A 25,103-nucleotide genomic window follows, 5' to 3' on the forward strand; every position below is an offset into this window, starting at 1 on the left:
TAGATGAATGAGTGCCCGGCATCGTTAGTGAATCCGTTGGCGCCCACTAGAATTTGCGGACAGACCCGCGTCAGCGAGAACGAGGTCGATGTCATGAAGAAGTTCGCCAAGCCAGTCGCGATCCTACTTCTCGTGTTCATGATCGCATTCCGCCCGGGGGAGAGCGCAGACGCCGTGAAGAACATCGTCGGGGTCTTCGGCGACATGGCCGACGGCGCCGGGACGTTCCTCACGAGCCTGCTGCAGTAGGGCGCCTAGCCCCACACCTCCTGCGCGGTACGTGCGTCACCGGGCGCGCTGCCGCCGGTGCACGGATTGAGCTCGCGTTGATCAACCGGGTAATGTCGGTCCGATGAACGTGCTGGCAGCGCTGGTCGCGTTCGTTTTCGCTGCCCTTGGTGTCAGTCTCAGCACCGAGGGCATCTTCCGGCCGTCGGAGCTCCTTCCCGGTGCGGTGCTGAGCCTGGTGGCGAGTCTCGCCCTGCTGGCGGCCGTTCGCTATCCACGCGCCGCGACCGTCGTCGCGATCTGCTGCGAGACCGCCGCCTGCGCGGCCGGTTACCTGCCGACGCCCTTGCTGCTGGCCCCCCTGATCGGATGCCTGTACCGGCTGACGGTTCTCGGCGGCCCCGGGGCGGCCGGCTGGTGGACCGGCGTCGCGGTGATCGCGGTGATCGTGGGCGGGATGACGAGCGACCCGAAACCGACGGGCGGGTCGCTGCTCCTGCGCACCGTCGGTGTCGCCTTCTGGCTGTTGCCGGCGGTGTTCGCCGGGAGAATGACCCACGCCCAACGGGCGTACCTCCAGATGGTCCAGGCCCGTGCCGAGGATGCCGAACGCAGCCGGGACGGCGACATGCGCCGCCGGTTGAGCGAGGAACGGCTGCGCATCGCCCGCGACCTGCACGATGTGGTCGCGCATCACATCGCCGTCGCGAACGCCCAGGCCGGGACCGCCGCTCATCTGCTGGCGAAGCGTCCCGAGCAGGCACACGAGTTGCTTGCCGGGCTGGGCGGCTCGACCGCGGCCGCGTTGCGGGAACTCAAGGCGACCGTAGGACTGCTCCGCAATCCCGGCGACGACTCCCCGACGGGCACCGCGCCGGCGCCCGGACTCGACCGGCTCCCGGGGGTGATCGAGGCGTGCCGGGCGGCCGGGCTTGACGTCTCCGTGGTCAGCAACGGAACGGCGCGGCGCCTGCCGCCGCTGGTCGAGCTCACCGCGTTCAGGATCATCCAGGAAGCGTTGACCAACGTCACCAAGCACGCGGTGCGCCCGGTCGTCACGATCTCCCTGGAGTATGGGGAGGACACCTTCTCCGCCGAGGTGCGCAACACCTCTGCCCTCCCCGCCCCGGCGGGAGCGGGAGGTTATGGACTCATCGGCATGCGCGAACGGGTTCACGCGGTCGGCGGGTCCGTCCGGGCGGGGCCGGCCGGCCCGGATCAGTACGCGGTCTCCTTCACCATCCCTCTGGCCCCGTGGCAGGAAGATCAGGAAGCCCGATGATTCAGATCCTTCTCGCCGACGACCAGGCGCTGCTGCGCTCGACGTTCCGCATGCTGATCGACTCCTGCGACGACATGACGGTCGTCGCCGAGGCCGCGAACGGCGAGGAGGCGGTCGACCTCGCCCGGCGGCACCGGCCGGAGCTGGTCCTGATGGACATCCGGATGCCCGTCTCCGACGGACTGATCGCGACGCAGCGCATTTGTTCCACGCCCGACCTGGCACACACGCGCGTACTGATCCTCACCACGTTCGAGACCGACGAGTACGTGGCCCGCGCGCTCGAAGCCGGCGCCAGCGGCTTTCTCGGCAAGGACGTCACGCCCGAGGTCCTGCTCGCCGGGATCCGGACCGTGGTCGGCGGCGAGGCGCTGCTCTCGCCGTTGGCCACCCGCGCGTTGATCGACCGCTTCCTGTCCGCCCCCGGCAGCAGCCGCGAGCCGCTGCGGGGATCGCTGGCCACGCTGACCGAGAGGGAGCGTGAGATCACTGCACTTGCCGCTCATGGCCTGTCGAACCAGGAGATCGCCGAGCGGCTGGTCCTGAGCCCGCTGACGGTCCGGACGCACATCCACCGGGCGATGATGAAGGTGCAGGCCCGCGACCGCGCCCAGTTGGTCGTCGCTGCCTACCAGCAAGGGCTGGTGCAGGTGCGCTAGGGCCGTCGCGGCATGTTCGGCGGGTGCGCCTCAGGGCCGCGCCGGGGGCGCGGCCCTGAGGTAGGTCACCCGCGAGAGGTGCCGGATCGATCTAGTGACAACCGGCCGCCGGCCCGCAGCCCGGCTTGGTCGTGGTGGTGCGGGCGACCGGTGTGTGCGGGTCGCACGTGAGACAGATGTACGTCGTGCTCCGGATCAACTGAAGGGTGCAATTGAACCCGGTATAGATGTGGGCTACGAGCGTCGTCTGGCACGTGGCGCACCGGCGTGGCCCGCGCTCCTCCACGACGTCTCGGTGCACCGCGGTCGGCGCGGGCGAATCGCGCTCGGTCATCGGCCGATGCTCACTCGAGCCGGCCGCGGCCGCTGTTCGCTCAGCGACTCGCCCTCCACGTCGACGTGCGGCAGCGCCCGGTCGAGTCGTCGTGGCAGCCACCAGGCCCGTTCCCCGAGCAGCCGCAGGACGGCGGGCACCAGCGTCAGGCGGACCACGAACGCATCGAAGAAGACCGCGCACGCGAGCCCGAGGCCCACCATCTTGATCAGCGGCTCGTGAGCGGCAGCAAACCCACCGAACACCGCAATCATGATGACGGCGGCCGCGACGACGACCTTCGCGCTCTGCTCGAAACCGGTGACGATCGCTTCGTCAGCCGGCCTGCCGTGGGCGTGGGCCTCGCGCATCCGCGACACCAGGAAGACTTCGTAGTCCATCGCCAGGCCGAACACGATGCCCACCAGAAGAATCGGCATCAGGCTCATCACCGGCCCGGTCTGCTCGACGCCGAGCAGGTCCGCCGCCCAGCCCCACTGGAACACCGCGACGATCACTCCGAGCGCGGCGAAGAGCGACAGCAGGAAGCCGAGGGCCGCCTTGACCGGCACCCAGACGGAACGGAACACCACCAGCAGAAGCAGTACGGCCAGACCGATCACGATCGCCACGTACGGCACGAGCGCCGACCGTGTCTTGCGCGCCATGTCGATGTCCAGCGCGGTGCTGCCAGTGATTTCGTACCGAACGTGCTGGGCGGCCTCCACGTCCGGGCGTACGGTGCGCAGCCGCTCCACCAGATCTTCGGTGCGTTCGTCGGTCGGACCGGTCGAGGGCACGGCGGTGAGGATCGCCGTGTCGCCCTTCTGGTTGAAGGTCGCCTTCGACACCGACACCACGCCGTTGACCTTTCTGATGCTGTCCGCCACGGTCTCCACCGCGGCCTGCGGTTCCTCCGCGCCGCGCGCGTCGACCACCACCGTCAGCGGACCGTTGAACCCGGGCCCGAACGCCGCGGCCCGCAGGTCGAACGCGCGTCGCTGGGTTTGCGTCACCGGCAGCGACGCATCCCCCGGGGTGCCGAGTCGCAGCGACAGGGCCGGAACGGCGATCGTGGCCAGCACCGCGACACCTGCCAGCGTGATCGCAAGCGGACGGCGCAGCACCAGCCCCATCCAGCGGCGCGCCACCGGGTGGATGACAGAGCTGTGGACGCCGCCACGGCGTTGCGCTCGCGCCAGGACCATGTTCGGCGCGAAGCCCAACAACGCCGGAACCAGGGTCAGCGCTACCAGGACGGCCACCACCACCGCGCCGGCGGCGGCAAGACCCATCTTCGCCAGCGACGGGATCCCCACCACGCAGAGCCCGGCGAGCGCGATCACCACGGTCGTCCCGGCGAAGGCCACCGCCGAGCCGGCCGTTCCCGCCGCACGACGGGCCGCCTGCTCGGCGTCGTGTGTGCTGTGGCGCTCCTCCCGGTAACGCGAGACGACGAACATCGCGTAGTCGATGCCTACCGCCAGCCCCAGCATCAGTGCGAGCATGCCGCTGGTGATCGCCATGTTTAGCGGACCGGCCACCGCCCAGACGCCGAGGAACGATATGGCGACCCCGATGATCGCCGTGATCAGCGGCAGGCCCGCCGCCACCATCGAGCCGAAGGTCATCAGCAGCACGACCGCGGCGATCGCCACCCCGGCGAGTTCCATGGCACTCATCTTGGTGCCGGTCTTGAGCGCCGAGCCGGACATCTCGGCCGTCAATCCGGCGCTGCGTGCCTGCGACACCGCCTTCTCCAACGCGGCGCGTGACTCCGCCGTGACCTCGGACGACGGCACCCCGTACGACACCGACGCGAAGCCGGTCGAACCGTCGATACTGATGCTCCCGCCGGGTGAGGGCGCGACGACCCGCACCACCTGTGGACCGCCGGAGACCGCCGCGAGCGCCGCTTCGATGGCCTTCGCGTTCTCCGCGGACGTCACTACCTCACCCGGCGGCGCAACGAACACCATGGTCGCCGACGCACCGTCCGCGGCGGTACCGGGAAAGCGCTCCGCGATGAGGTCGGACGCCTCCTGCGACTCGATTCCCGGCATGGTCGCCCTGGTACTGACCGGGCCATCCGACTTGACGGCGACCGCCACCGCCGCGCCGAGCGCGATCAGCCACAGTGCAACGACCAACCACCGCCGGCGATAGGAAAAACCACCAAGACGACTGAGCATGCCTGCCATGGCACGACACTCCATTTCTTTCTCGAAGGTCGCCCACAGCCTCCTTTCCCGGCCCCACCCACGTCGTCGTGCAGGTGCAGGCTCCGAATACGAAGATCGCAGTACGAAGGTCGCCCGGCGACGGCAGTACCTTCGTGCATACTTCGGCCCGAGGGCTGTCTCAGCCCCACACCTCCTGCGCCGTCTCGACGATGAGCCGCAGCTTCGCGACCTGCTCGTCGTAGCTGAGGTTGTTGCCCTCCACCGTGGACGAGAAGCCGCACTGCGGCGACAGGCACAGCTGCTCCAGCGGCACGTAGCGGCTCGCCTCGTCGATGCGCCGCTTGAGCGTGTCCTTGTCCTCCAGCGCGCCGCTCTTCGTGGTCACCAGCCCCAGCACCACCTGCTTGCCCGGTGGCACGAAGCGCAGCGGGGCGAACCCGCCGGAGCGCTCGTCGTCGTACTCCAGGAAGAAGCCGTCGACGGCGAGCTCGCTGAAGAGCGCCTCGGCCACGAAGTCGTAGCCGCCGCTCGCGGCCCACGCCGAGCGGAAGTTGCCCCGGCACATGTGCGTGGTGACGGCCATGTCGGCGGGCCGGCCGGCGAGCGCGGCGTTGATCTGGCGGATGTAGCGCTCGTGCTGGTGCTCGGCGTCGTCGCCGCGCTTGTTGATCATGTCGCGCTGGGCGGGGTCGTTGAGGTACGCCAGGCTGGTGTCGTCGAACTGCAGGTACGTGCAGCCCAGCTCGCCCAGCCGCCGCACCTGCTCGGCGTACGCGGCCGACAGGTCGGCCCAGAACTGCTCCATGTCGGGGTAGATCGCCGGGTCGATCGCGGCGGGACCGCCCCGGTAGTGGACCATGCTCGGCGACGGGACGGTCAGTTTGGGCGTTCCCGAGGAGGCTGTTTCCCTGAGGAACGTGAACGCGTCACCGAAGATCGTCTCCTCGACCCGGATCGGGCCGTCGACCCGCAGTGCGGCGGAGGTGAAGCTGAGGTCGTCGTCCTTGGTGTGGAACTGGACCTCGATCTTCTCGTCGGTGGGGCGGATGCCACCGAGCTGGTAGATGAAGTCCATGTGCCACGAGGTGCGGCGGAACTCGCCGTCGGTCCTCGTCTGCAGGCCCACCTCCTCCTGCATCCGGACGACCTCGCGGATCGCGTCGTCCTCGACGGCGCGCAGCTCCTCGGCGGGCAGCCGGCCCTCGGCGTGCGCGGCGCGCGCCTCCAGCAGGCGTGGCGGTCTGAGCAGGGATCCGACGTGGTCGGCGCGGAACGGCGGTCGGGTGCGTGCGGTCATCGACGACTCCTCACGACGGCGGTTGGCCCTTACCTTATGCCGGTTTCGGCCCCGTGCCGCGCAGTGACGCCAGTCGTTGCAACGCGTCGAACCAGAACGGCGCGCCGAAGCTCACGGCGAGCGCGGTGAGCAGCCAGCCGACCACCTTCACCAGCCAGCCCGTCCAGCCGTCGACGTCCACCTGCGACCAGCCCATCGGCAGCGAGGACGCCTTGAGGTCGGTGATCTCGCGCTGCACGCACGCGGCGCGCTGGGCCGGATCGGTCACCTCCTGGCAGAGCGTCCCCTCGCTCACCTGCGCCAGCACCGCCGTGCGGATCGGCTGGTCCGCGTAGAGGCTGTGCGCCACGTGCAGCGTGTCGATGTTGGCGGCGATCGCGATGGCCAGCCCGACGCAGGCGAGCACCGCCTTGCTCCAGCGCTTGTACCAGCCGGAGACCCGGGCCATGTGCTCGTCGTACCACTGCTCGACGAGGCGTTCGAACTCCTGCAGCTCGCCGTCGGCCCGCCGGACCAGCGCGAGGAGGCTCTTCTTCGCGGGGAGCCCCTCGGGCAGCTGGGTGACGGTGCGTTCGATGCGGCTGAGGTTGGTGCTGCCGGCGCTGTCCGGCACGAGCGTGTCGATGAGCACCCGCGCGAACATCTTCGCCGACAGGTACGGTGGATTGCGCTTGCTGAACCGGCCGATCGAGATGCGCTTGGTCTGCATGGACTGGATCAGCGGATGGCCGAACAGGGCGATCGTCAACCCGCCCGGCGTGGTCCACAGCGCCTCCTGCGCCGCGTCGACCTTTCCCTGGGTGTCGACCGCGGCGGTGCTCGGCCCGGCCGGCGGGTTCGCCGCGACGGCCAGGTCGTTGACCACCTTGGCCGCGTGCGCGGCGGTGTCCGGGTCGAGCGCGGCGGTGTGCAGGCCGCGCAGGTCCTTCTCCTGGGCGACCGCCGGGTTGGGCAGCCCGTGCCCGTCCCCGGGAACGTCCCCGTAGACCGGCGTGCTCTTGCCGGTGACGGTGCTGTCGAGCATCGTGCGCAGGCCGCGCAGCAGGTAGCGGGCGCGCATCTGGAGCAGGTTGGAGACCACCTCGACGACGGCGGAGCACAGCAGCGACACCAGCCCGAACATCAGCAACAGACCGGCGGCCGCCCCGAGGATCACCGACGCCATCGACACTCCCTTGTGGACCGTTGACGTTGCCCCCGACACCGTAGCGGCACGGCCGGAAGCGGCCAACCCGCAAATCGACACGGGCGACTCCTTCAATGGATCTCGCGGAGCGTGCACGCTGGGCCACGGGACGTTCCACACGGGGGAGAACACATGAGAACTCAACGTGCCGTGGTCGGTGCCGCCGTCGTCGCCGGGATGGCCGCCACGCTGCTCATCCAGGCCAACACCGCCAGCGCCGGCGACGACGTGGCCGTCTGTTTCGTGCCGCGCGGCGCCACCGTCGAACAGGACCGGCAGGTGCCGGCGGGCAAGGTCGACCGGCTGCTGCGCGAGACGCGTTCGTACCTCGGGCCGTGTGCGCTCTACGGCGACACCGTCACGATCGGCGGCGGCCGGATCACCGCCTACACGCAGGCGACGAAGCGCGACGTGCCGGTGTCGATCGGCATGGTGATACCGCTGGCGACGCTCGGCACGCTGCCGCCGGAGCCGCCCAACGACGGTTCCACCTGCTTCGACAAGAACGCCGACGGCACCGTGGACCCGCACACCGAGTGCGCCGGTGGGCACAGCGCGCCGCTGCGCCCGCACCCGCGCTTCCTGTCCACAGTGGACACCCGGTTCACGTTCCTGACCATCAACTGGAACCCGTCCGGGCACATCCCGATCGGTGTCTACAACGTGCCGCACTTCGACGCCCACTTCTACCTGGTGCCCGACGCCGAACGCCTGGCGATCGACCCCGGGCCGTGCCCGCAGTTGGTCGCCTGCGACGACTACGAGGTCGCCAAGCGGCCGGCCGCCGAGCGGTACGTCGCCCCGGGGCACGTCGACGTCGACGCCGTCGAGCCGCGCATGGGCAACCACCTCATCAACACCTCCGGGCCGGAGTTCACCGGGCAGCCGTTCACGCACACGTTCATCTACGGGCTCAACGACGCGCGGATCATGTTCTACGAGCCGATGATCACGCTGGCCTGGCTCCAGGGGCTGGTGTCGGGGACGACCGCCGACGGGTGTGTGCGGCCGGCGCAGCCGGCGGCGTGGCAGCGTTCCGGGTGGTACCCGCTGACGTACTGCATGCGCTACCGGGAGAACCGCAACGAGATCACCGTCTCGCTGGAGAACTTCGTCTACCGCCGGGCCGGTTGACGTTCCCGGCCGTAGTGTCTGAACGTATGGGCGACGACTCCGGTGAGTACAGGCGCGACCAGCACTACATCACCACCCGCATCACCGCCGACGGCCGCGACGGCTATCCCGTCGCGGCCGGCCGGTACCGGCTGGTGGCCGCCCGGGCCTGCCCCTGGGCCAACCGCGCGGTGATCGTGCGGCGGCTGCTCGGCCTCGAGGACGCCCTCTCGCTCGGGCTGTGCGGTCCCACGCACGACGAGCGGAGCTGGACGTTCGACCTCGATCCGGGTGGGCGCGACCCGGTGCTCGGCATCGAACGCCTCAAGGACGCCTACGAGGCACGCTTCCCCGGCTACCCGCGGGGCATCACCGTGCCGGCGATCGTCGACGTGCCGAGCGGTCACGTCGTCACGAACGACTTCGCGCAGATCACGCTCGACCTGTCGACCGAGTGGACGGCGTTCCACCGGGACGGCGCACCCGACCTCTACCCGGAACGTCTGCGCGACGAGATCGACGCGATCAACGAGAAGGTCTTCAAGGACGTCAACAACGGCGTGTACCGCGCCGGCTTCGCGTCGTCCCAGGAGGCCTACGAGGCGGCGTACCGGCGGCTGTTCGCGCGGCTCGACGAGCTGTCGCACCACCTCGCCGGGCAGCGCTACCTGGTCGGCGACACGATCACCGAGGCCGACGTGCGGCTGTTCACCACGCTGGTGCGCTTCGACGCGGTCTACCACGGCCACTTCAAGTGCAACCGCCACAAGCTCAGCGAGCTGCCGGTGCTGTGGGCGTACGCGCGGGACCTGTTCCAGACGCCGGGGTTCGGCGACACGGTCGACTTCGCGCAGATCAAGGAGCACTACTACATGGTGCACACGACGATCAATCCGACCCGGATCGTGCCGGTCGGGCCCGACCTCTACGGCTGGACGAGCCCGCACGGGCGGGAGGCGCTGGGCGGGCGGCCGTTCGGCGACGGGACCCCGCCCGGGCCGGTGCGCCCGGGCGAGGAGGTGCCGGTGGAGCACACGCCGCTACCGGGCTAGGAACGCCCGCAGTCCGGCCAGGTCATCGGTGTTGATGTGGTCGACGCCGGCGGCGCGCAGTTCGGACCAGACGGCCGTGCGCTGTGGGCCGGGCGTGTCGGGCGTGGCCCAGAAGCGCACCCGCTGACGGTCCCGGTGCGCGGTCGACACGATGGTGCGCAGGCGCTCCCGTTCGGCGGCCGGCATCTCGCCGTCGCCCCGCCAGGTGAAGACGTTCGTCCAGTTGTCGCTGATCAGCGGCAGGAACGACGCCGGAACCCCGGTGCCGAGGTCACCCAGCCGCCCGTCGTAGAACGCGTACCGGACCGGCTGCGCCAGCATCAGGTCGCGCGGCCGGTCGCCGCTGATCACGACCGTGACCGCGCGTTCGTGGACGCGGCCGCCGGCGTAGCCGGTCAGCATCGAACGGTAGCGGGCGAGCACCTCGTGCAGGCGGGTGTACGTGGCGGCGCCGGTGTTCTTGATGTCGACGAGCAGTTGCAGCGGCTGGCGATGGCCGCGGTACACCGAGCCGTGGTGGGCGCGCACCCGGGTGGCGAGCGGTTCCAGGTACAGCTTCTCCAGCGTGCGGCCGGGCACCAGGTCCTCGGGGTCGTGCGCCACCAGCAGTTCGCCGTCGACCAGGTAGATGTCGGCCTCGACGCTGGTGAACCCGTGCGCGAGGGCGTCGTGCAGCGGGCGTTCGTGCTCGTAGTCGTTGTGCGCATGGGCCTGGGCGAGCGGGCGGACCCGGCTGCCGTGCGCGGACGCGGGTGCGGCCACCGAGAGCAGGGCGGCCACCGCGACGCCCAGGGCGAGAATTCGACGCGTGTGCATGCCGGGCAGCCTCTCAGGGCCGGGTGACATCGACGCGAATCACAGATGATCGATGGCGATCACCAGCAGCCCGCCGGCCGCGGCGGCGCGGACGGCCGACTCCAGCGCGGCGAGCGCCGGCACCAGATCCGGCTCCATCGGATGAACGGCCGACGCCGCCACCACCGCCGCCGTGCGCGCCTCGGTCGGGTCGAGGCGGGTGACCCGCCACGGCGCGCCGAACGTCAGCCCGGCCAGCGTCATCCGCTCGGGCGTGTGGGTGACGAGCAGGTCCACGATCGGCCCGTAGCGGGCGAGGACCCGCGCCGACAGCTTGCCGCGCGCGGCCGGGAAGACGTCCGGATCGACCTCGCCGTGGTATGTGCCGAGCGCCTCCACGACACGCACCGCCCGGGTCGCCCGCGCCCCGTCGACCGGCCCGCCGCCGGTGGCCGGGATGCCGGCGAGGTCCTCGGACGGGGACCGGGCGCGCAGTGCCGCCGTCAGGTGGGCGTTGTCGACGGTGTAGAGCCGCGGCATCGCCCCATCATCGGCCACCCCCACCGTTCAGTGCGGGTACGACATTCTCGGCCGGGTCGCGATCCCGTCCCGGAACCGGTCGATCAGCTGCGCCGTCTCCAGGAACTCCTCCGTGGCGCGGATCCGCGGAAGATACAGCGACGCGGCGGCCAGCCCCGGCAGGTCCACGGTGAAGTACATGGCCATCAGCGGATTGACGAACAGCGGCGCCGGGAACGTCCGGCCGGCGATCGGCACGTCGCCCACGGCGCCGGTGAGCGCGGCGGCGATCTGCCCGTTGACGATGCTCGCACGGCCGGGCGTCTCGGCCTCGGCGTGCGCCACGGCGTCCCGGTACAGCGCCGCCGCGCGCCCCCGCGACGGCACGCTGAACGCCCCCAGGTACGCACCCGCCCGGTCCAACGCGGCGAGGTTCTCCAGCACCTGTACGTGGTTGACGCCGTGGTACGCGTCGACGCCGAAGCCGATGGCGGCCACGAGGCGGGTCGGAACGGGCGTGCCGGCGACGGCCGCGAGGCTGGTGGCGTCCTCGACGGGTGTGCCGAGGGCCGCCTCGTCGCCGCGCAGGAGGATGTCGGTGCCGCCGTCGACGAGCACGATCGCGTCGAGCTCCAGCCGCTTCGCCAGTTTGCGGTACGCCGCGCGCAACGGCCGCACCCCGGTGCGCGGGAACGCGAACACGGTCGAGGGCAGGCGGTGGCGCTCGAGCCAGCGGGCGAGTGTGCGTTCCGGAAAATAATCGCCGATCGGGGGAGTCTCCGGGGTGACGGCCGCGACCCCGTCGACCAGCGCGAGGCTGTAGAGATTGACCAGGGAGAGGCTGCCGAGGTGCACGGTGCGCCCGGCCTCGCGCAGGGCCAGCGCGAGCGGCAGACCGGCGTACACGTCGAACCCGCCGCCGGCACCGGCGATCAGGATCCGCTCGGCCCGGTCGAGCGCGTCGAAGAAGGGCATCCGCCACATCCGGGCGATCCTCGCGCGACGGGTCGGGCCGGCGCACCCGGTTTACGGCGCGGCGCCGTTGCGGGTGCGCCGGCGTTCGGTACAGGATGATGACCATGGCCGACGCGGGACCGCTGGGTGCCGACGAGGCCGCGTTCATCGCGGCGGCCCGCTCGGACGACACGGCGCCGTTCGCGCTCGTCGCGGAGCGCCACCGGCGTGAGCTTCAGGTGCACTGCTACCGGATGCTCGCCAACTACGAGGACGCCCGGGACCTGACGCAGGAGACGTTCCTGCGGGCGTGGCACAAGCGGGCGTCGTTCAAGGGCAACGCCGCTCTGCGCACCTGGCTGTACCGGATCGCGACGAACGCCTGCCTCGACTTCCTGGACAAGCGCAACGACCGCACACCCGTGCCGTCCGAACCGGCGGACCTCGACTCCGAGCTGCTGTACCTGCAGCCGTACCCCGACCGGATGCTCCCCGAGGACCCGCAGGAGTCCGCGGTGGCGCGGGAAACGATCGAGCTGGCGTTCATCGTCGCCGTCCAGCACCTGCCGCCGCGGCAGCGGGCCGTGTTCATCCTGCGCGACGTCCTCGGCTGGCCGGCGGCCACCGCCGCGGACGCCCTCGAGCTGACCGTCGCGTCGGTGACCAGCGCGCTGCAGCGGGCCCGGGTGACGATGCGCGAGCGGCTGCCCGACCGCCGCCTGGACTGGCGCAGGCCCGCCACCCACGAACTGTCGAACGACGAGCGCACCGTCGTGGCGTCGTACATCGGCGCCCACGAGCGCAACGACCTCGACGGGCTGGTCTCCCTCCTGCGCGACGACCTGCGTTTCGTGATGCTGCCCGAGGCGGGCACCTCGGTCGCCACGGCCAAGGAGGCGGTGGAGGGCTGGCTCACCGGCGGGCTCTTCGGGCCCGGTTACGACGACTGGCGCTGCATCACCACGACGGTCAACCGCATGCCCGCCGCCGCGCTGTACCTGCGCGCCGCCGACGGCCCGGAGTACCGGTTGTTCACCCTCGCGGTGCTGCGCATCGTCGACGGGAAGATCGCCGAGCTCACCGGCTTCGACGCCAGAGACAAACCGTGGTTGGACCTGCCGCCGACGCTGTGATCACACCCGGTGCGTGCTCATCGCCTCGTCTCGTACCGGGTCAGCAGCACGCCGCCGGGGAACGTCCGCGTCTCCACCAGGGTCAGGTACACCCAGCTGTCCAGGGCGGTGAAGAACGGCGTTCCGCCGCCCACCAGAACGGGCACGGTGACCAGGACGTACTCGTCGATCAACCCGGCCCGCATGGCCGCCGCGGCGAGCGTCGCGCCGCAGATGTCCATCGGGCCGCCGTCCCCGGCCCTGAGCCGGGCGATCTCGGCGACCGCGTCGCCGCTGACCGAGCGGGCGTTCCAGTCGACCCGGTCGATCGTCGAGGAGAACACCACCTTCGGCATGTCCCGCCAGCGGCGGGCGTACTCGATCTCGGCCGGTGTGGCACCGGGCCGCTGGTCGGCGGTCGGCCAGTGGGAGCTCATCACCTCCCACAGCTTGCGCCCGTAGAGCGCCAGGCCCGTCGCCGCCACCCGGTCGGACCACCACCCGAACAGCTCGCCGCTCGGTCCCGAGTCCGGGCCTTCACCCCCGCTCCAGCCGAGGTCGTCGCCGGGCGCGGCGATGTAGCCGTCCAGGGTCACGTTCATGGCAAAGCTCAGTTTCCGCATGGCGTAGGCCTCCTGTGAGTCGATCTGACAGGTACAGACGGGTGCGGCGGGAGAATCTCATCGGTGCCTCATCCGCGTCCGCCGAACGGGCCTTTCGGCACTAAGTGACAAGCATCAGTCGGGTGCCGGATGGCGAGACCGGTGAGCGCGATCGGTGGATCGTGCACATCGTCGAGGGGCTACGCGCCCATCCGGATCTCGACCTCAGCCGGGAGGGCCGGTGGACCGACTACGCCGACCTCGTGCGGCTGCGGGTGCGGCGTGGGCACGCGTTGAGCGGCGACACGATCGACCTCGGCCACGCGGCCGCGTTCCGGGAGAGCTATCCGACCTACCGGCGGCTGCGCGGCCAGGCCCAGACCGGGTTCCAGGTCGGCCTGCCGGGCGATTTCGACCTGGCGATGTTCGGCCGTTGCGGGCGCCGGTCGCGCGGCTGGCGGGCCGTGGCGTCGCGCGTCTCGCCGCGGCGGCCCGGACGGCAGCCGGTTCGGCCTGCATCTGTGTCGCGGCGACCTCAACCACCGTGCGCTCGGCAGTCCCGGGGACGCCGGCCCGATCGTGCGGCTGGTCAACGCGATCGTCGCGGCGTGGCCGGCCGGTCGGCCGCTGGAGTACGTGCACGCGCCCTTCGCCGCGGCCGAGCGGCCGCCGTCCACCGACCCGCGGTGGTACGCGCCGCTGCGGCGACTGCGCCTGCCGGACGGGACCCGGTTCGTCGCCGGCGTGGCACACGAGGACCAGCCCCTGGACGTTCAGCGGCGGCTGGTCCGGCGGATCGACGAACTGGTCGGTGCGCGCGTCGGCGTGTCGACCAGCTGCGGCCTCGGCCGGCGCACCCCGGAGGCCGCGGAACGGGCGCTGGCGCGCATCCGGGACCTGACGTGTGACGCGTAGGTACGCCCGCGCGAGGCGCCGGCGGCGGGTGTGAAACATATTCACGTTTATGTATGGTGTGACGCATGACATCGCGGCGCGACTTTCTCAGGACGGCCGGATTCGCGGCGGTGGGCGTGGCGGCCGGAGCGCCCCCGACCGTGCGGGCGACGGAGTCCCTCACGGACTACGCGAGCCATGTCGCCGACGGCCGAAGCGTGACCGTCACCAGCACGACCGGGCAGCGGATCCGGATCACCGCCTACGGCGGGCACATCGTGCGGGTGCGTTACGTCCGCGCCGGCGAGTCGTTCTTCGCCGACAACCGCTACGAGATGGTCGACCCGGTCAACCACGCCCGGATGGACGGTGCGCTGACCGCGCTCGACGGCGCGGACGCCCTGACCCTGACCACCGGGCCGGCCGACGGCATCAAGGTCGTGCTCACCAAGAACCCGCTGCGGATCGCGTTCCACCACAAGAGCGACGGCACCCTGATGGTCGGCGAGGACGCGACGCACAGCATGAGCTGGGGCGGCGACAACAACAGCGTCGTCCGGCAGAGCTTCGCCGCACCAGCGGCCGACGAGCGCTTCGTCAAGGCCGGGCACGGGTTCTTCGGGCGCGCACCCCGGGTCGAGCGCACCGGCGAGATCGTCGCGCACAACTACGGCACCCAGCTCGAGGAACAGGCACCGGCGATCGTGCAGCTGTACCTCTCGTCGCGTGGCTACGCCGTCTTCGTCAACACGACCTTCGACACCACGTTCAACTTCGGCAACGGCGGCGTGTACGAGTTCTGGTCGGACGAGCACAACACCCCGGGCGTGCGGCCGCAGATGGACTACTTCGTCATCGAGGGGCCGAAGTTCGCCGCACTGCTGGACCGCTACACCCAACTCACCGGGCGGCCCCGCTTCCCGCGCCTGGCCGTCTTCGGGCTGCAACTGTCGGACAAGAGCCATCCCGGGATCAGCGACCAGAGCTGGTGGGTCAACAAGATCACCGAACTGCGCGCGGCCGGCTATCCGCTCGACGTCCAGGTGAACGACAACCGGTGGCGCGAGGGCACCGGCGCCTGGAGCGGATCGTGGTTCGAGTTCAGCGATGAACGGTGGCCCGACCCGGCCGGCTTCAAGCGCTGGGCCGACGAGCGGGGCATCCTGACCGTCCTCGACTACAACCGCAACAACTCCAGCCTGATGGCCGGCTGGACCGGCGGCCCTCCGCCCGGCTTCAGCTTCGCGCCGGCCGACCTGAGCGCGGTGCCGCAGAACAACGCCGTTCCCGACTGGTCCAACCCGGCCACGCGCGCGTGGGTCTGGAGCGTGTTCTGGTCCAAGGCGCTCGACCCCGCACTCGGCTTCCCGTGCGACGCACTGTGGCTCGACGAGCCCGACGACCTGGGCCTCATCCCGTACTCGGCGGTCGCCGCAAACGGCCAACGCTGGTCCGAACTGCGCAACGCCTACTTCCTCTACCTGCTCAAGGCGGTCGGCCAGGAGGGGTGGGACCCGGGGACGGCGGGCCACATCGGCTCGGCGAAACGCCCGTGGATCTTCAGCCGTGGCGCGACGGCCGGACAGCAGCGCTACGGCCACCCCTGGACCGGCGACGTGCAGTCGACCTACGACGAGATGCGCGCCCAGGTGCGCGGGATGCTCAACGCCGGCTTCGGCGGGTTCCCGTACACGAACGTCGACGGCGGCGGCCACCGCGGCCCGGTGATCACCGGCGACATGTACCGCAATTGGGTGGCGGCCTGGGGCTGCCTCAGTCCGATCTGGCGGCCGCACTCCGACGAGGACACCGCGACGTCCGGGGCGCGGGCGTCCCGTTGGCCGACCGACCAGGCCGCCCCGGAGAGCACCGAGTTCCTCCGGTACAGCCGCCTGCGGTACACGCTGCTGCCGTACATCTACACCGTCGCGCACACCGCGCACGCCACCGGCGTGCCGATGGCCCGTGCGATGATCATCGACCATCAGGACCGGCCGTGGGCCTACACCCATGACCTGCAGTACATGTGGGGCCCGTCGATCCTGGTGATGCCGGTGACCACCGCCGTCGAGGGCGCGACGCAACAGGTCTGGCTGCCCGCGGGGGAGACCTGGTACAACTTCTGGAGCGACGCCCGCAGCGAGGGTTCGGACACGACCGAGAAGTCGTACGTGACCCGCACCGGCGAGATCATCATGTACGTCAAGGCGGGCGCGATCCTGCCCCGGTACCGGTACGCCCAGAGCACCGCCGCCCTCGACCGCACGCACCTGGAGGCGGAGGTCTACGTCGGCAAGGACGGGACGTTCGCCCTGTACGAGGACGACGGCGTCACCGAGGACTTCCGCACCGGTGCGGCGCACAGCGTCACCGAACTGCGGTTCACCCACGCGACGCGGACGGTCGTCGTCCACCACCCGGTCGGCACGTACCGCGGCGCCCCGACCGCGCGCCGCTACGTCGTGCGGCTGCACGGCCTCGGGGAGCCGGTCGACATGCAGGTCGACGGAGCGGCGGCGCTGCCCGCGTACACCAGCGAGACGGCGGCGGTCCTCGCCGGCAGCGGCCAGGCGTGGGATCCCGGCCGCAAGGTCCTGTCGGTGGTCACCCCGATGATCGCCGTTGGCACCAGCGGCATCGCCGCCACGGTCCGGCCCAGCGGCCGCGCGTTCCCGGCGGCGTCGGGTCCGACGGTCCACGCGGCCGAGGACGCCGCCCGCAACGGCGTCGCCATCGACACCCGGCACCCCGGCTACACCGGCAACGGCTACGCCGACTACACGAACGCCACCGGCGACCACGTCGAGTGGACGGTGAACGTCACGAGCGCCGGCAACCACACGCTGGCGTTCCGGTACGCCAACGGCGGGACGGCCGACCGCCCGCTGGCGATCGCGATCAACGGCACGACCGTCGCCGCCGCACTCTCGTTCCCCGGCACCGGCAGTTGGTCGACGTGGCGCGACGCGCAGCTGACGGCGAGCCTGCCGGCGGGTGCGGTCCGCATCCGGGCCACCGCCACCGGGGCGAGCGGCGCGAACATCGACTGCCTGTCCGTCCGGGGACCCGGCGCATAGGCCCGTCTGCCGCGCGCAGGCGGCCGTCATCGCGGGCCGAACGACGTGGCACGTACTGACTCCTGGTTGGAGGGCCCCCGGCCCGGTGGAACGGGACCGTCGGCCCTGCCGGTGCGGCGGCGCGCGGACGAGGCTGGCGGCATGGAGACCGCCACGTTCGAGACCCTCGTCGGTGAGGCGGTGCGGGCACCGTCGCTGAACAATAGCCAGCCGTGGCGGTTCCGCCGTCTCGGTGACACGGTCGAGGTGCTGCTCGACCTCGACCGGGTGCCGCCGGACGCCGATCCGGCCGGGCGGTTGTCCCGGGTGGCGTGCGGCGCGGCGGCGTTCAATCTGAGTCTGGGAATGGCCGTGCGCGGCCGCAGCGTCACGATCCGCCCGACCACCGAGGACCTGGTCGTGGCCCGGCTCGTCGCGGCGCCGCACCGGCCGGCGACCCCGGTGCAGCGACGCCTGTACCGGGTGCTGCCGGCGCGGCACAGCAACCGGTCGGAGTTCGACGACACGCCGGTGCCGGCCGCGATCCGCGACGAACTGGTGCGCGCCGCGCGGGACGAGGGGTGCCGGCTGGACCTGCTCGCCGATCCGTCCACTGTGGACACGGTGGCCGCGATCGCCCTCCTGCCGCGCGCCACCGACCCGGTGCTCGGGGTGTTGAGCGGGCCGGGGGACCGGCGGGACGACGCGGTGCGCGCGGGTGTCGCGCTGCAGCGGGTGCTGCTGACCGCGACGGCCGAACGCCTCGCCGTGTCGGTCTTCTCCGGCCCGGTCGTGGAGCCCGGGATCCGCGAACGGCTGCGCACGGCGGTCGGCCACGGGCATCCGCCGCAGCTGGTGCTGCGCTTCGGTTACGCGCCGGCCCTGGCGCCGACCGCGCGCCGGAATATATCGTCATTCGTCTATGAGTAGGCGTATCGCTCTCGCGCTCTTCGTGGTCGCCGCCGTGCTGGCACCGGCGGTCCCCGCGCACGCGGTCACGGTCGCCCCGGCCCTGGTCATCGGCGGCAACTTCCCGGATCCGGACCTGCTCACCGTCGACGGCCGCTGGTACGCCTACGCGACCAACACCGGCGGTGCCAACGTGCCCGTGGCGGTCGCGTCGAGCCTGCGCGGCGCGTGGACCCGTTCGGGGGACGCCCTGCCGCGCCTCGGCGCCTGGGCGCGCACCGGACTCACCTGGGCGCCCGACGTCTCGCGCCGCGCCGACGGCCGGTATCTCATGTACTACACGGCCCGCAGCACCGCGATCGAACGCCAGTGCATCGGCGCCGCGCTCGCCGACTCCCCGACGGGCCCGTTCACCCCGGTCGGCGGCGCTGCACTCGTCTGCAACGCCGCCGAGGCCGGCGACATCGACCCGGCGTCCTATGTGGACACCGACGGCCGGCGGTACCTGCTGTACAAGAGCGACGGCAACGCCATCGGCGTCCCCACCGTCCTGTACCTGCAGGAGGTGGCCGCCGACGGGGTGACGTTCGTGGGCGGGCGCACCGAACTCCTGCGCAGCGGCCGCGCCGACGAGGCGGGCGTGATCGAGGCGCCGGTGCTGCGTCGCGACGGCGGGCGGTACGTGCTCTTCTACTCCCAGGGCGGCTACGGCGGGGACGGCTACGCCGTCGGCTACGCCACGTCGGGCGCACTGCGTGGGCCGTACACCAAGGCCGCCCGGCCGCTGATCAGCACCGCGAGCGTCAACAACACCGTGCGCGGCCCCGGCGGGCAGGACGTCGTCGACGGCGCCGTCGTCTTCCACGGCTGGGTCAACAACAACACCGCCCGCAGCGTGTACGTGGCCGACCTCGGCTGGGACAACGGGCTGCCGGTCGTGCGCGGCAGCCGCGCGCGGTACGAGGCCGAGGCGGGAGTGCTCGTCAACTGCCGCGTGCGCAGCGGCGCGGCCGGCGCCAGCAACGGTCAGGTCGCCGCGTACATCGACACCGCCGCGAGCTACGTGGAGGTGTCCGTCCACGCGCCGCGCGCCGGCACCTACACGGCGTACGTCGGCTACGCGGCCGGTGCCGGCGCCGCCCAGCACACGCTCACCGTCAACGGCGGTGCCGCGCGGGTCGTCGACTACCCCGCCCGCGGGTGGGACGTCTGGAGCCAGGTCGCCGTCGACGTCACCCTCAACGCCGGGCGTAACACGCTGCGGCTGACGCATCGCACGGCGTTCGCCGAAATCGACTATGTGGAGATTGCCTGAGTGGCTAGCGTGGCCGGGTGACGGGCCCCGTACCACTGCGCCGCAACCGCGAGTTCCTCCTGCTCCAATCCGGCCAGCTGCTGTCGGAGCTGGGCCATCAGTCGACGGCGTTCGCCTATCCGCTGGTCGTGCTCGCGATGACCGGCTCGGCGACCAAGGCCGGCCTGGTGCTGTTCGTCCGGTTGGCGGCCGTCGCCGTCACGGCACTGCCGGCCGGGCTCGCCGCCGACCGGTGGGACCGCAAGCGGCTGATGATCTTCTCGGACGGGGTCCGGATCGCCGCCGTCGGCGCACTCGCCGGTGCCTTCCTGAGCGGGACGGCCGCCTTCTGGATGATCCCCCTCGTGGCGTTCGTCGAGGGCGCCGGCGCCGGCCTCTTCCGCGCCTCCAACGCCGGCGCCCTGCGCCAGGTCGTGCCGCCGGTCCAACTCCCCGCCGCGATCGCCGCCCAGACCGGCCGCACCGCCGCCGTCGCCCTCACCGGGCCGCCGCTCGGCGCACTGCTGCTGGGGATCGGGCGCGCCGCGCCGTTCCTCTTCGACGCCGTCTCCTACCTGGCGTCCATCGGATCGTTGCTGTTCATGCGGACGCCTTTTCAGGGGGAACGCCCACCCGACACCGAACCGCTGCGCCGCCGCCTGCTGTCCGGGTTCCGCTTCCTGTGGCAGCACCCGTTCCTGCGCGCCGGCACGGTGCTGCTGGGCGCGGCGAACTTCATCCTGCCGGCGTTCACGTTCGCCGTGGTCGCGATCGCCACCCGGCAGGGGCTGCCCACCGTCGTCGTCGGCGGCATGGTGGCGCTGTTCGGCGGGTGCCTCCTGCTCGGCGCCGCGCTGTCGCCACTGGTGCGGCGCTTCGTACCGGCACACGGCGTTCTGGTGCTGGAGCTGTGGACCTACCTCAGCGTGGGCGCCTTCCTCGTCTGGCCGAACGCCTACGTCCTCGCCGCCGGCATCATCCTGCCCGGGCTCGCCATCCCGTCGACCGACTCGGTCATCCACGGCTACCGCATAGCGATGACCCCGGACCGGCTCATCGGCCGGGTGGAGTCGGCGTACGGCAGCATCGCGCTGCTGGTCGCGCCGCTCGGGCCGCTGCTGGCCGGGTTCCTCATCGACCACGCCTCGCCACGGATCGCGATCGCGGTCTTCGTGGGGCTGTCCGTGGCGCTGGCCGTCGCGGCGACGGTCAACCGGGCGCTGCGCGCCGCCCCGCGCCTGGCGGACCTGAGACATGCCGAGGACGGGCCCGGTCAGGCTCCCGACACGGACCTGAGGGCCTCCACGGCGGGCGGGTAGCCGCCGGCCTTCGTCCACCACTCGACCGCCTCCGCGCGGTCGCCGCGCTGATGGGCGTTGTACCCGAGCGCGTAGCACGACGGCGCGTGGCCGAGCGCCGCCGCCTGACGCAGGTAGCGCACGGACCTGCCGTCGGTCGGATCCTCCAGCAGGGCCACCGCGTACATCGCCTCGACCAGTCCCAGGTCGGCGGCGTGCTGCCAGACCTCGTCGATCCGCCAGACACACAGTCCTTGATCGGAGTTCCGCCAGTCGGGCGGCAGCTTCGCCAGGTACACACGGCCGAGGGCGTACAAGGCCCACGGGTCATCGGACTCGGCGGCGAGGCGGTAGGCGGCGGCCGCCCCGTCCAGGTCGCCGTCGTGTTCGAGGATCGTGGCCAGCCGCATCGCGGCGCCGTCGACACCGGCGTCGAACGCCACCCGCGCCCCGGCCGCGTCCACGCCGTCCGGACGGGGAGCCGGCGGCTGCACCTCCAGCCGCGGCTGCGGCACGGCGACCGGCTCCGGCTCGTCGAAGGTCAGCGACCGGCGCCACGCGACGCCCGCGTCCCAGCCCCGGTCCTCGATCCACGGGAATCGCTCCGACGTGTCGTGGATCCAGGCGTCGACGGCCTCGTGCGAGGTCCGCAGCGCCGCGATGAGCGCCTCGACCGCCGCGAGCTTGTCCGGGCCCACGGTGGCGGCCAGCTCGGTCTCGTCGATCTGTGGCAGCTCGGTCGAGAGCTGCCACCAGAACCGCATCAGGCTGTGGCACTCCTCCTGGATCCGGTCGTCCGCCAGGTGGTCCTGGACGATCTCGGCCGCCCACTGGCGTTGGTCGTCGTCGCGGAACGCGCGCGTCAGGTCGGTCAACGGCACGCGGCCACCGTGCCACGAGCGCCGGTTCGGCGCGACGGATTTGTCGACCGGGCGATGGACGATGAGCCCTACAGGAAGCTGACGTTCTGGGCGAGGGTCAGCGTGCCGGAGTAGTTGACCGTGTTCGTCGCGCGGCGCATGTACGCGCGCCAGGCGTCCGAGCCGGACTCGCGCCCGCCGCCGGTCTCCTTCTCGCCGCCGAACGCCCCGCCGATCTCCGCGCCGGACGTGCCGATGTTGACGTTCGCGATCCCGCAGTCGGAGCCGTCGGACGCGAGAAATCGCTCGGCCTCACCCTGGTCGCGCGTGAAGATCGAGGACGACAATCCCTGTGGAACGTCGTTGTGCAGCGCGACCGCCTCCCCGAAGGCGTCGTACGTGAGCACGTACAGGATCGGCGCGAACGTCTCCTCCCGCACGATGCCGTTCTGGTGCGGCATGCGCACGATCGCGGGGCGCACGTAGGTGGGGGCGAGGCGCTCCCCGCCGCAGACGAGTTCGCCGCCCTCGGCGACGGCCTTGTCCAGGGCCTGCGCCATGGCGTCCGTGGCCGTCCCGGAGATCAGCGGGCCCACCAGTGTGCGGTCGTCGAACGGGTCGCCGATCGGCAGGCCGGCGTAGGCGTTCGCGAGGCGGGTGACGAACTCGTCGGCGACGTCGCGGTGGATGATCAGGCGGCGCAGCGTGGTGCAGCGCTGGCCGGCCGTCCCGACGGCACCGAACACGACCGCGCGCAATGCCAGGTCGAGGTCTGCCGAGGGGGCCACGACGGAGGCGTTGTTCCCACCCAGTTCCAACAGAGAACGCCCGAACCGCGCGGCCACCCGGGGACCGACGGCCCGGCCCATGCGCGTGGATCCGGTGGCGCTGACCAGGGCGACGCGCGGGTCGTCGACGAGCCGCTCGCCCACGTCGCGCCCGCCGAGCACGAGGCGGTGCACGTCGCGTGGGGCGTCGACCTCGGCGATCGCGCGGTCCAGCAGGTGCGACGCGCCGATCGCCACCAGCGGGGTCAGCTCGCTCGGCTTCCACACCACGGCGTCGCCGCAGACCAGCGCGACGGCCGTGTTCCAGGACCACACGGCGGCGGGGAAGTTGAACGCCGAGATCACCCCGACGACCCCGAGCGGGTGCCACGTCTCGGCGAGGCGGTGCCCCGGGCGTTCCGACGCGATGGTCCGGCCGTAGAGCTGCCGCGACAGCCCGACGGCGAACTCGCAGATGTCGATCATCTCCTGGACCTCGCCCAGGGCCTCCGAACGGATCTTGCCCGCCTCGACGGTGATCAGCTCGGCGAGGTCGTCCTGGTGCGCGCGCAGCAGCTCGCCGAGGACGCGCACGAGGTTGCCGCGAACCGGCGCCGGTGTCGTGCGCCACGCCGTGAACGCCTCGGCCGCGGCCCCGATCGCGGCGGCCGTCTCCGCCGGGCTCGACGGGCGCAGCCCGAACAGGTCCTCGCCGGTGATCGGGCTGCGGGCGGCCAGGCCGGTGCCCTCGGGGACGGCGGCGCCGATCCGGTCCAGTGCGGCGCGGGCCCGTGCGGCCAGGGCGTCGGTGGTGGGAAGCTTCACCGTCGCAAACTAGCCCACCGTGCCATCACACCGTGCGAATGGGTGAATCCGCATCGGACGACCTGACAGGTGGCCCGGCGACCTAGACTGCGGACTGTGACGTCCTCCGGTCAGGTGCCCGACGCGCGCGCGCCCGCGCGCCGGCATCACTGCTGGGGCTTCGACGACCCGGTCGCGCTGGAGTCCCGCGCCCGGCCGTTCCTCGGTGAGGGGCTGGCCGCCGGCGAACAGGTGTGGTTCGTGACGGCCGGCGCGGTGGAGCCGGTCATGCGGCGCTGGTCGGCGGTGACGCCGTTCGGGGCGGCGCTGCGGGACGGGACCGCGCGGGTGCTCTCCGTCGCGGCCGGATACGCCGACGGCGGGCCGGTGGAGCCCGCCGCGCAGGTCGACGTCTTCGCCGACGCGCTCTCCGGGGCGCTCGCCGCCGGGTACACCGGACTGCGGGTCGTCGCCGACGTGACCCCGCTGGTGCGCACCCCCGCGCAGCGCGCGGCGTTCGGGCGCTACGAGTACCTGGTCGACAGCTTCATGGCCGGGCGGCCGGTCACCGGGGTCTGCGCGTTCGACCGGATCGCGTTGGACACCGGCACGTTCCGTGACATGGCCTGCCTGCACCCGCGCGGCGACAGCGCCGGTGTGCCGTTCCGGCTGTACGGGTGTCCGCCCGCCGACGGGGCGATGGTGCTGGCGGGTGAACTGGATCTCGCCGGGCGCACGCAGTTCGAGGTGGCGCTCGCGCGGGCCGCGCCGCGGCCGGTCGGCGGGGAGATCGTCATCGACGCGAGCGGGCTGCGCTTCGTGGACCATCGGGCGCTGCGGGTGCTGGAGGAGTACGCGAAGCGGCTGCGCTCCACGGTGGTGCTGCGCGGGCCGGTGTGCGTCGCCGCCGAGCTGGTCGAACTGCTCGACCTCAGCCACCTGCGCGTGGAAGCGAACGCATGATCGGACATCGGCACGAGGCGGTGCTGTTCGACTCGGACGAACATCTGCTGTCGGTGGTGGCGCCGTTCGTGCGCGCCGGGACGGCAGCCGGCGAGCCGGTGATCGTGGCGTACCGGGCGCGCAACGCCGCGCTGCTGCGTGCTGCCCTGCCGGCGGGCTCGCCGGCGGCGTTCCTGGACGGCGGGGAACTGTATGCCCGGCCGGCCGGCGCGATCCGGGCCTACCGTCAGCTGCTGGCCGATCACGTCGCGGCCGGAGCGCCGCGGATCCGGCTCGTGGGTGAGCTGGATCCGTCGGTCTTCGGCGCGATGTGGCACTGGTGGGCGCGGTACGAGTCGGCGGTCAACTACGCGTTCGACGAGTTCCCGGTCTCGACGCTGTGCTGCTACGACACCCGCACCGCGCCGGAGCACGTGGTGGCGGACATCTGTCGCTGTCATCCGACCGTGCACGGCTCCGGCACCGCGGACTACACGCCGCCGGACGTGTTCCTGCGGCAGCCGGGCGCGGCACCCGACGACCCGCTGCGCGGCGGGACACCGGTGCTCGACCTGGCGGATCCGTCGCCGGCGGGTGCGCGGCACGCCGTTCGCGACGCGGCGCTCGCTCACCTGGGCGAGACCGACCTGGAAAACCTCGTGCTCTCGGTAAGCGAGGCCGTCACGAACGCCTCCAAGTACGGCCAGCCGCCCGTGCGGGTGCGCTGCTGGGCCGGGGGCGAACGGGCGCTCGTGGCGGTCACCGACGGCGGCGCCGGCCCGAAGGACCCGTACGCCGGACTCCTGCCCATGGTGAGCGGGGAGCCGGGCGGCCTCGGCCTGTGGATCACGTTCCAGTCGTGCGCGAACGTCGTGCTGGCCCGCGACGGCGACGGGTTCACCATCTGGATGGCCGTCGGTCCCGCTGAGTGAACGCAAACATCCCGAGCGTGATCGGCGCGTCGGGAATCGGCCCTATCGGTCG

The 25,103-nt window shown here is 71.8% G+C and carries 22 protein-coding genes; 13 read left to right on the forward strand and 9 right to left on the reverse strand.

Annotation, left to right across the window (positions count from 1 at the left end; translation table 11 throughout):
* Window positions 1-93 precede the first annotated feature (93 nt).
* From Val02_RS06410 to Val02_RS06420, 3 genes are all read left to right on the forward strand, one after another.
* The gene (locus tag Val02_RS06410; RefSeq protein ID WP_203897944.1) at window positions 94-249 is read left to right on the forward strand and encodes a hypothetical protein; all 156 of its coding nucleotides are present in this window, start codon (window positions 94-96) and stop codon (window positions 247-249) included.
* Window positions 250-352: 103 nt separating this feature from the next.
* Complete coding sequence (locus tag Val02_RS06415; RefSeq protein WP_203897945.1) at window positions 353-1,510, forward strand: sensor histidine kinase; 1,158 nt, start codon at window positions 353-355, stop codon at window positions 1,508-1,510.
* A complete protein-coding gene (locus Val02_RS06420) occupies window positions 1,507-2,169 on the forward strand; it encodes a response regulator transcription factor (RefSeq protein ID WP_203897946.1) in 663 nt (220 codons plus the stop codon). Before Val02_RS06415 ends, Val02_RS06420 begins: the two co-directional genes overlap by 4 nt.
* A 330-nt stretch (window positions 2,170-2,499) precedes the next feature.
* On the opposite strand, the gene Val02_RS06425 is transcribed toward Val02_RS06420, so the two are convergent.
* The 3 genes from Val02_RS06425 to Val02_RS06435 form a co-directional block, all read right to left on the reverse strand.
* Window positions 2,500-4,683 (reverse strand): MMPL family transporter, encoded by a 2,184-nt coding sequence (locus Val02_RS06425; protein WP_203897947.1) that lies wholly within the window; start codon window positions 4,681-4,683, stop codon window positions 2,500-2,502.
* Window positions 4,684-4,843: 160 nt separating this feature from the next.
* Entirely contained in the window at window positions 4,844-5,962 is a 1,119-nt protein-coding gene (locus Val02_RS06430) for a 5-methyltetrahydropteroyltriglutamate--homocysteine S-methyltransferase (protein ID WP_203897948.1), read from the reverse strand.
* Between the two features lie 34 nt (window positions 5,963-5,996).
* Window positions 5,997-7,127 carry a hypothetical protein gene (locus tag Val02_RS06435; protein WP_203897949.1) on the reverse strand — a complete coding sequence of 377 codons (1,131 nt, stop codon included), beginning with the start codon at window positions 7,125-7,127 and terminating at the stop codon, window positions 5,997-5,999.
* A gap of 153 nt (window positions 7,128-7,280) precedes the next feature.
* Here Val02_RS06435 and Val02_RS06440 point away from each other — a divergent pair, with 153 nt between their 5' ends.
* Both Val02_RS06440 and Val02_RS06445 read left to right on the forward strand, forming a co-directional pair.
* Window positions 7,281-8,282, forward strand: a complete 1,002-nt coding sequence (locus Val02_RS06440; RefSeq protein WP_203897950.1) for a hypothetical protein — start codon at window positions 7,281-7,283, stop codon at window positions 8,280-8,282.
* Window positions 8,283-8,308: 26 nt separating this feature from the next.
* Window positions 8,309-9,313: a glutathione S-transferase family protein gene (locus Val02_RS06445; RefSeq protein WP_203897951.1), complete on the forward strand. Its 1,005-nt coding sequence runs from the start codon at window positions 8,309-8,311 to the stop codon at window positions 9,311-9,313.
* Here the strand turns inward: Val02_RS06445 and Val02_RS06450 are convergent.
* From Val02_RS06450 to Val02_RS06460, 3 genes are read right to left on the reverse strand one after another with little or no spacing between them, the layout of a single operon-like run.
* Window positions 9,302-10,129 carry a phosphatidylinositol-specific phospholipase C/glycerophosphodiester phosphodiesterase family protein gene (locus Val02_RS06450; RefSeq protein WP_203897952.1) on the reverse strand — a complete coding sequence of 276 codons (828 nt, stop codon included), beginning with the start codon at window positions 10,127-10,129 and terminating at the stop codon, window positions 9,302-9,304. The genes Val02_RS06445 and Val02_RS06450 overlap by 12 nt on opposite strands.
* A gap of 39 nt (window positions 10,130-10,168) precedes the next feature.
* On the reverse strand, window positions 10,169-10,648 hold the full coding sequence (locus Val02_RS06455) for a hypothetical protein (RefSeq protein ID WP_203897953.1): 480 nt from the start codon (window positions 10,646-10,648) through the stop codon (window positions 10,169-10,171).
* A gap of 27 nt (window positions 10,649-10,675) precedes the next feature.
* A complete protein-coding gene (locus tag Val02_RS06460) occupies window positions 10,676-11,611 on the reverse strand; it encodes a DUF1152 domain-containing protein (RefSeq protein WP_203897954.1) in 936 nt (311 codons plus the stop codon).
* Window positions 11,612-11,706: 95 nt separating this feature from the next.
* Between Val02_RS06460 and Val02_RS06465 the strand changes: the two genes are divergently transcribed.
* Window positions 11,707-12,714: an RNA polymerase subunit sigma-70 gene (locus tag Val02_RS06465; RefSeq protein ID WP_239152468.1), complete on the forward strand. Its 1,008-nt coding sequence runs from the start codon at window positions 11,707-11,709 to the stop codon at window positions 12,712-12,714.
* Window positions 12,715-12,731: 17 nt separating this feature from the next.
* Here the strand turns inward: Val02_RS06465 and Val02_RS06470 are convergent, their stop codons facing one another.
* Window positions 12,732-13,316: a dihydrofolate reductase family protein gene (locus Val02_RS06470; RefSeq protein WP_203897956.1), complete on the reverse strand. Its 585-nt coding sequence runs from the start codon at window positions 13,314-13,316 to the stop codon at window positions 12,732-12,734.
* Between the two features lie 558 nt (window positions 13,317-13,874).
* Between Val02_RS06470 and Val02_RS06475 the strand changes: the two genes are divergently transcribed.
* The 5 genes from Val02_RS06475 to Val02_RS06495 all read left to right on the forward strand — a co-directional run bounded on the left by Val02_RS06475 (window position 13,875) and on the right by Val02_RS06495 (window position 20,767).
* A complete protein-coding gene (locus Val02_RS06475) occupies window positions 13,875-14,210 on the forward strand; it encodes a hypothetical protein (protein WP_203897957.1) in 336 nt (111 codons plus the stop codon).
* Between the two features lie 65 nt (window positions 14,211-14,275).
* Window positions 14,276-17,266 carry a TIM-barrel domain-containing protein gene (locus tag Val02_RS06480; protein ID WP_203897958.1) on the forward strand — a complete coding sequence of 997 codons (2,991 nt, stop codon included), beginning with the start codon at window positions 14,276-14,278 and terminating at the stop codon, window positions 17,264-17,266.
* A 141-nt stretch (window positions 17,267-17,407) separates the two neighbouring features.
* On the forward strand, window positions 17,408-18,175 hold the full coding sequence (locus tag Val02_RS06485) for a nitroreductase family protein (RefSeq protein WP_203897959.1): 768 nt from the start codon (window positions 17,408-17,410) through the stop codon (window positions 18,173-18,175).
* On the forward strand, window positions 18,168-19,469 hold the full coding sequence (locus tag Val02_RS06490; protein WP_203897960.1) for a family 43 glycosylhydrolase: 1,302 nt from the start codon (window positions 18,168-18,170) through the stop codon (window positions 19,467-19,469). The genes Val02_RS06485 and Val02_RS06490 overlap by 8 nt, the downstream gene beginning before the upstream one ends.
* Before the next feature lie 17 nt (window positions 19,470-19,486).
* On the forward strand, window positions 19,487-20,767 hold the full coding sequence (locus tag Val02_RS06495; protein ID WP_203897961.1) for an MFS transporter: 1,281 nt from the start codon (window positions 19,487-19,489) through the stop codon (window positions 20,765-20,767).
* Here Val02_RS06495 and Val02_RS06500 read toward each other — a convergent pair.
* Window positions 20,722-21,627: a tetratricopeptide repeat protein gene (locus Val02_RS06500; protein WP_203897962.1), complete on the reverse strand. Its 906-nt coding sequence runs from the start codon at window positions 21,625-21,627 to the stop codon at window positions 20,722-20,724. The two genes, Val02_RS06495 and Val02_RS06500, sit on opposite strands and share 46 nt — an antisense overlap.
* Window positions 21,628-21,695: 68 nt before the next feature.
* Complete coding sequence (gene amaB, locus Val02_RS06505) at window positions 21,696-23,198, reverse strand: L-piperidine-6-carboxylate dehydrogenase (protein WP_203897963.1); 1,503 nt, start codon at window positions 23,196-23,198, stop codon at window positions 21,696-21,698.
* A 96-nt stretch (window positions 23,199-23,294) separates the two neighbouring features.
* Here amaB and Val02_RS06510 point away from each other — a divergent pair, with 96 nt between their 5' ends.
* Together Val02_RS06510 and Val02_RS06515 are read left to right on the forward strand one after the other, a co-directional pair.
* Window positions 23,295-24,140 (forward strand): MEDS and STAS domain-containing protein, encoded by an 846-nt coding sequence (locus tag Val02_RS06510; RefSeq protein ID WP_203897964.1) that lies wholly within the window; start codon window positions 23,295-23,297, stop codon window positions 24,138-24,140.
* Window positions 24,137-25,051 carry an anti-sigma factor RsbA family regulatory protein gene (locus Val02_RS06515; protein WP_203897965.1) on the forward strand — a complete coding sequence of 305 codons (915 nt, stop codon included), beginning with the start codon at window positions 24,137-24,139 and terminating at the stop codon, window positions 25,049-25,051. The genes Val02_RS06510 and Val02_RS06515 overlap by 4 nt, the downstream gene beginning before the upstream one ends.
* Window positions 25,052-25,103: the final 52 nt, after the last annotated feature.

The organism is Virgisporangium aliadipatigenens, from assembly GCF_016863615.1.
In the GTDB taxonomy this organism is placed as follows: Bacteria; Actinomycetota; Actinomycetes; order Mycobacteriales; family Micromonosporaceae; genus Virgisporangium; species Virgisporangium aliadipatigenens.

What these genes read in the sequence shown, in the direction of transcription:
- Val02_RS06430 (WP_203897948.1), bottom strand. Translation starts at nt 5,962, where the DNA reads ATGACCGCACGCACCCGACCGCCGTTCCGCGCCGACCACGTCGGATCC.
- Val02_RS06450 (WP_203897952.1), bottom strand. Translation starts at nt 10,129, where the DNA reads ATGCACACGCGTCGAATTCTCGCCCTGGGCGTCGCGGTGGCCGCCCTG.
- Val02_RS06435 (WP_203897949.1), bottom strand. Translation starts at nt 7,127, where the DNA reads ATGGCGTCGGTGATCCTCGGGGCGGCCGCCGGTCTGTTGCTGATGTTC.
- Val02_RS06410 (WP_203897944.1), top strand. Translation starts at nt 94, where the DNA reads ATGAAGAAGTTCGCCAAGCCAGTCGCGATCCTACTTCTCGTGTTCATG.
- Val02_RS06485 (WP_203897959.1), top strand. Translation starts at nt 17,408, where the DNA reads ATGGAGACCGCCACGTTCGAGACCCTCGTCGGTGAGGCGGTGCGGGCA.
- Val02_RS06490 (WP_203897960.1), top strand. Translation starts at nt 18,168, where the DNA reads ATGAGTAGGCGTATCGCTCTCGCGCTCTTCGTGGTCGCCGCCGTGCTG.
- Val02_RS06470 (WP_203897956.1), bottom strand. Translation starts at nt 13,316, where the DNA reads ATGCGGAAACTGAGCTTTGCCATGAACGTGACCCTGGACGGCTACATC.
- Val02_RS06465 (WP_239152468.1), top strand. Translation starts at nt 11,707, where the DNA reads ATGGCCGACGCGGGACCGCTGGGTGCCGACGAGGCCGCGTTCATCGCG.
- Val02_RS06415 (WP_203897945.1), top strand. Translation starts at nt 353, where the DNA reads ATGAACGTGCTGGCAGCGCTGGTCGCGTTCGTTTTCGCTGCCCTTGGT.
- Val02_RS06455 (WP_203897953.1), bottom strand. Translation starts at nt 10,648, where the DNA reads ATGCCGCGGCTCTACACCGTCGACAACGCCCACCTGACGGCGGCACTG.
- Val02_RS06515 (WP_203897965.1), top strand. Translation starts at nt 24,137, where the DNA reads ATGATCGGACATCGGCACGAGGCGGTGCTGTTCGACTCGGACGAACAT.
- Val02_RS06440 (WP_203897950.1), top strand. Translation starts at nt 7,281, where the DNA reads ATGAGAACTCAACGTGCCGTGGTCGGTGCCGCCGTCGTCGCCGGGATG.
- Val02_RS06445 (WP_203897951.1), top strand. Translation starts at nt 8,309, where the DNA reads ATGGGCGACGACTCCGGTGAGTACAGGCGCGACCAGCACTACATCACC.
- Val02_RS06480 (WP_203897958.1), top strand. Translation starts at nt 14,276, where the DNA reads ATGACATCGCGGCGCGACTTTCTCAGGACGGCCGGATTCGCGGCGGTG.
- Val02_RS06425 (WP_203897947.1), bottom strand. Translation starts at nt 4,683, where the DNA reads ATGGCAGGCATGCTCAGTCGTCTTGGTGGTTTTTCCTATCGCCGGCGG.
- Val02_RS06460 (WP_203897954.1), bottom strand. Translation starts at nt 11,611, where the DNA reads ATGTGGCGGATGCCCTTCTTCGACGCGCTCGACCGGGCCGAGCGGATC.
- Val02_RS06420 (WP_203897946.1), top strand. Translation starts at nt 1,507, where the DNA reads ATGATTCAGATCCTTCTCGCCGACGACCAGGCGCTGCTGCGCTCGACG.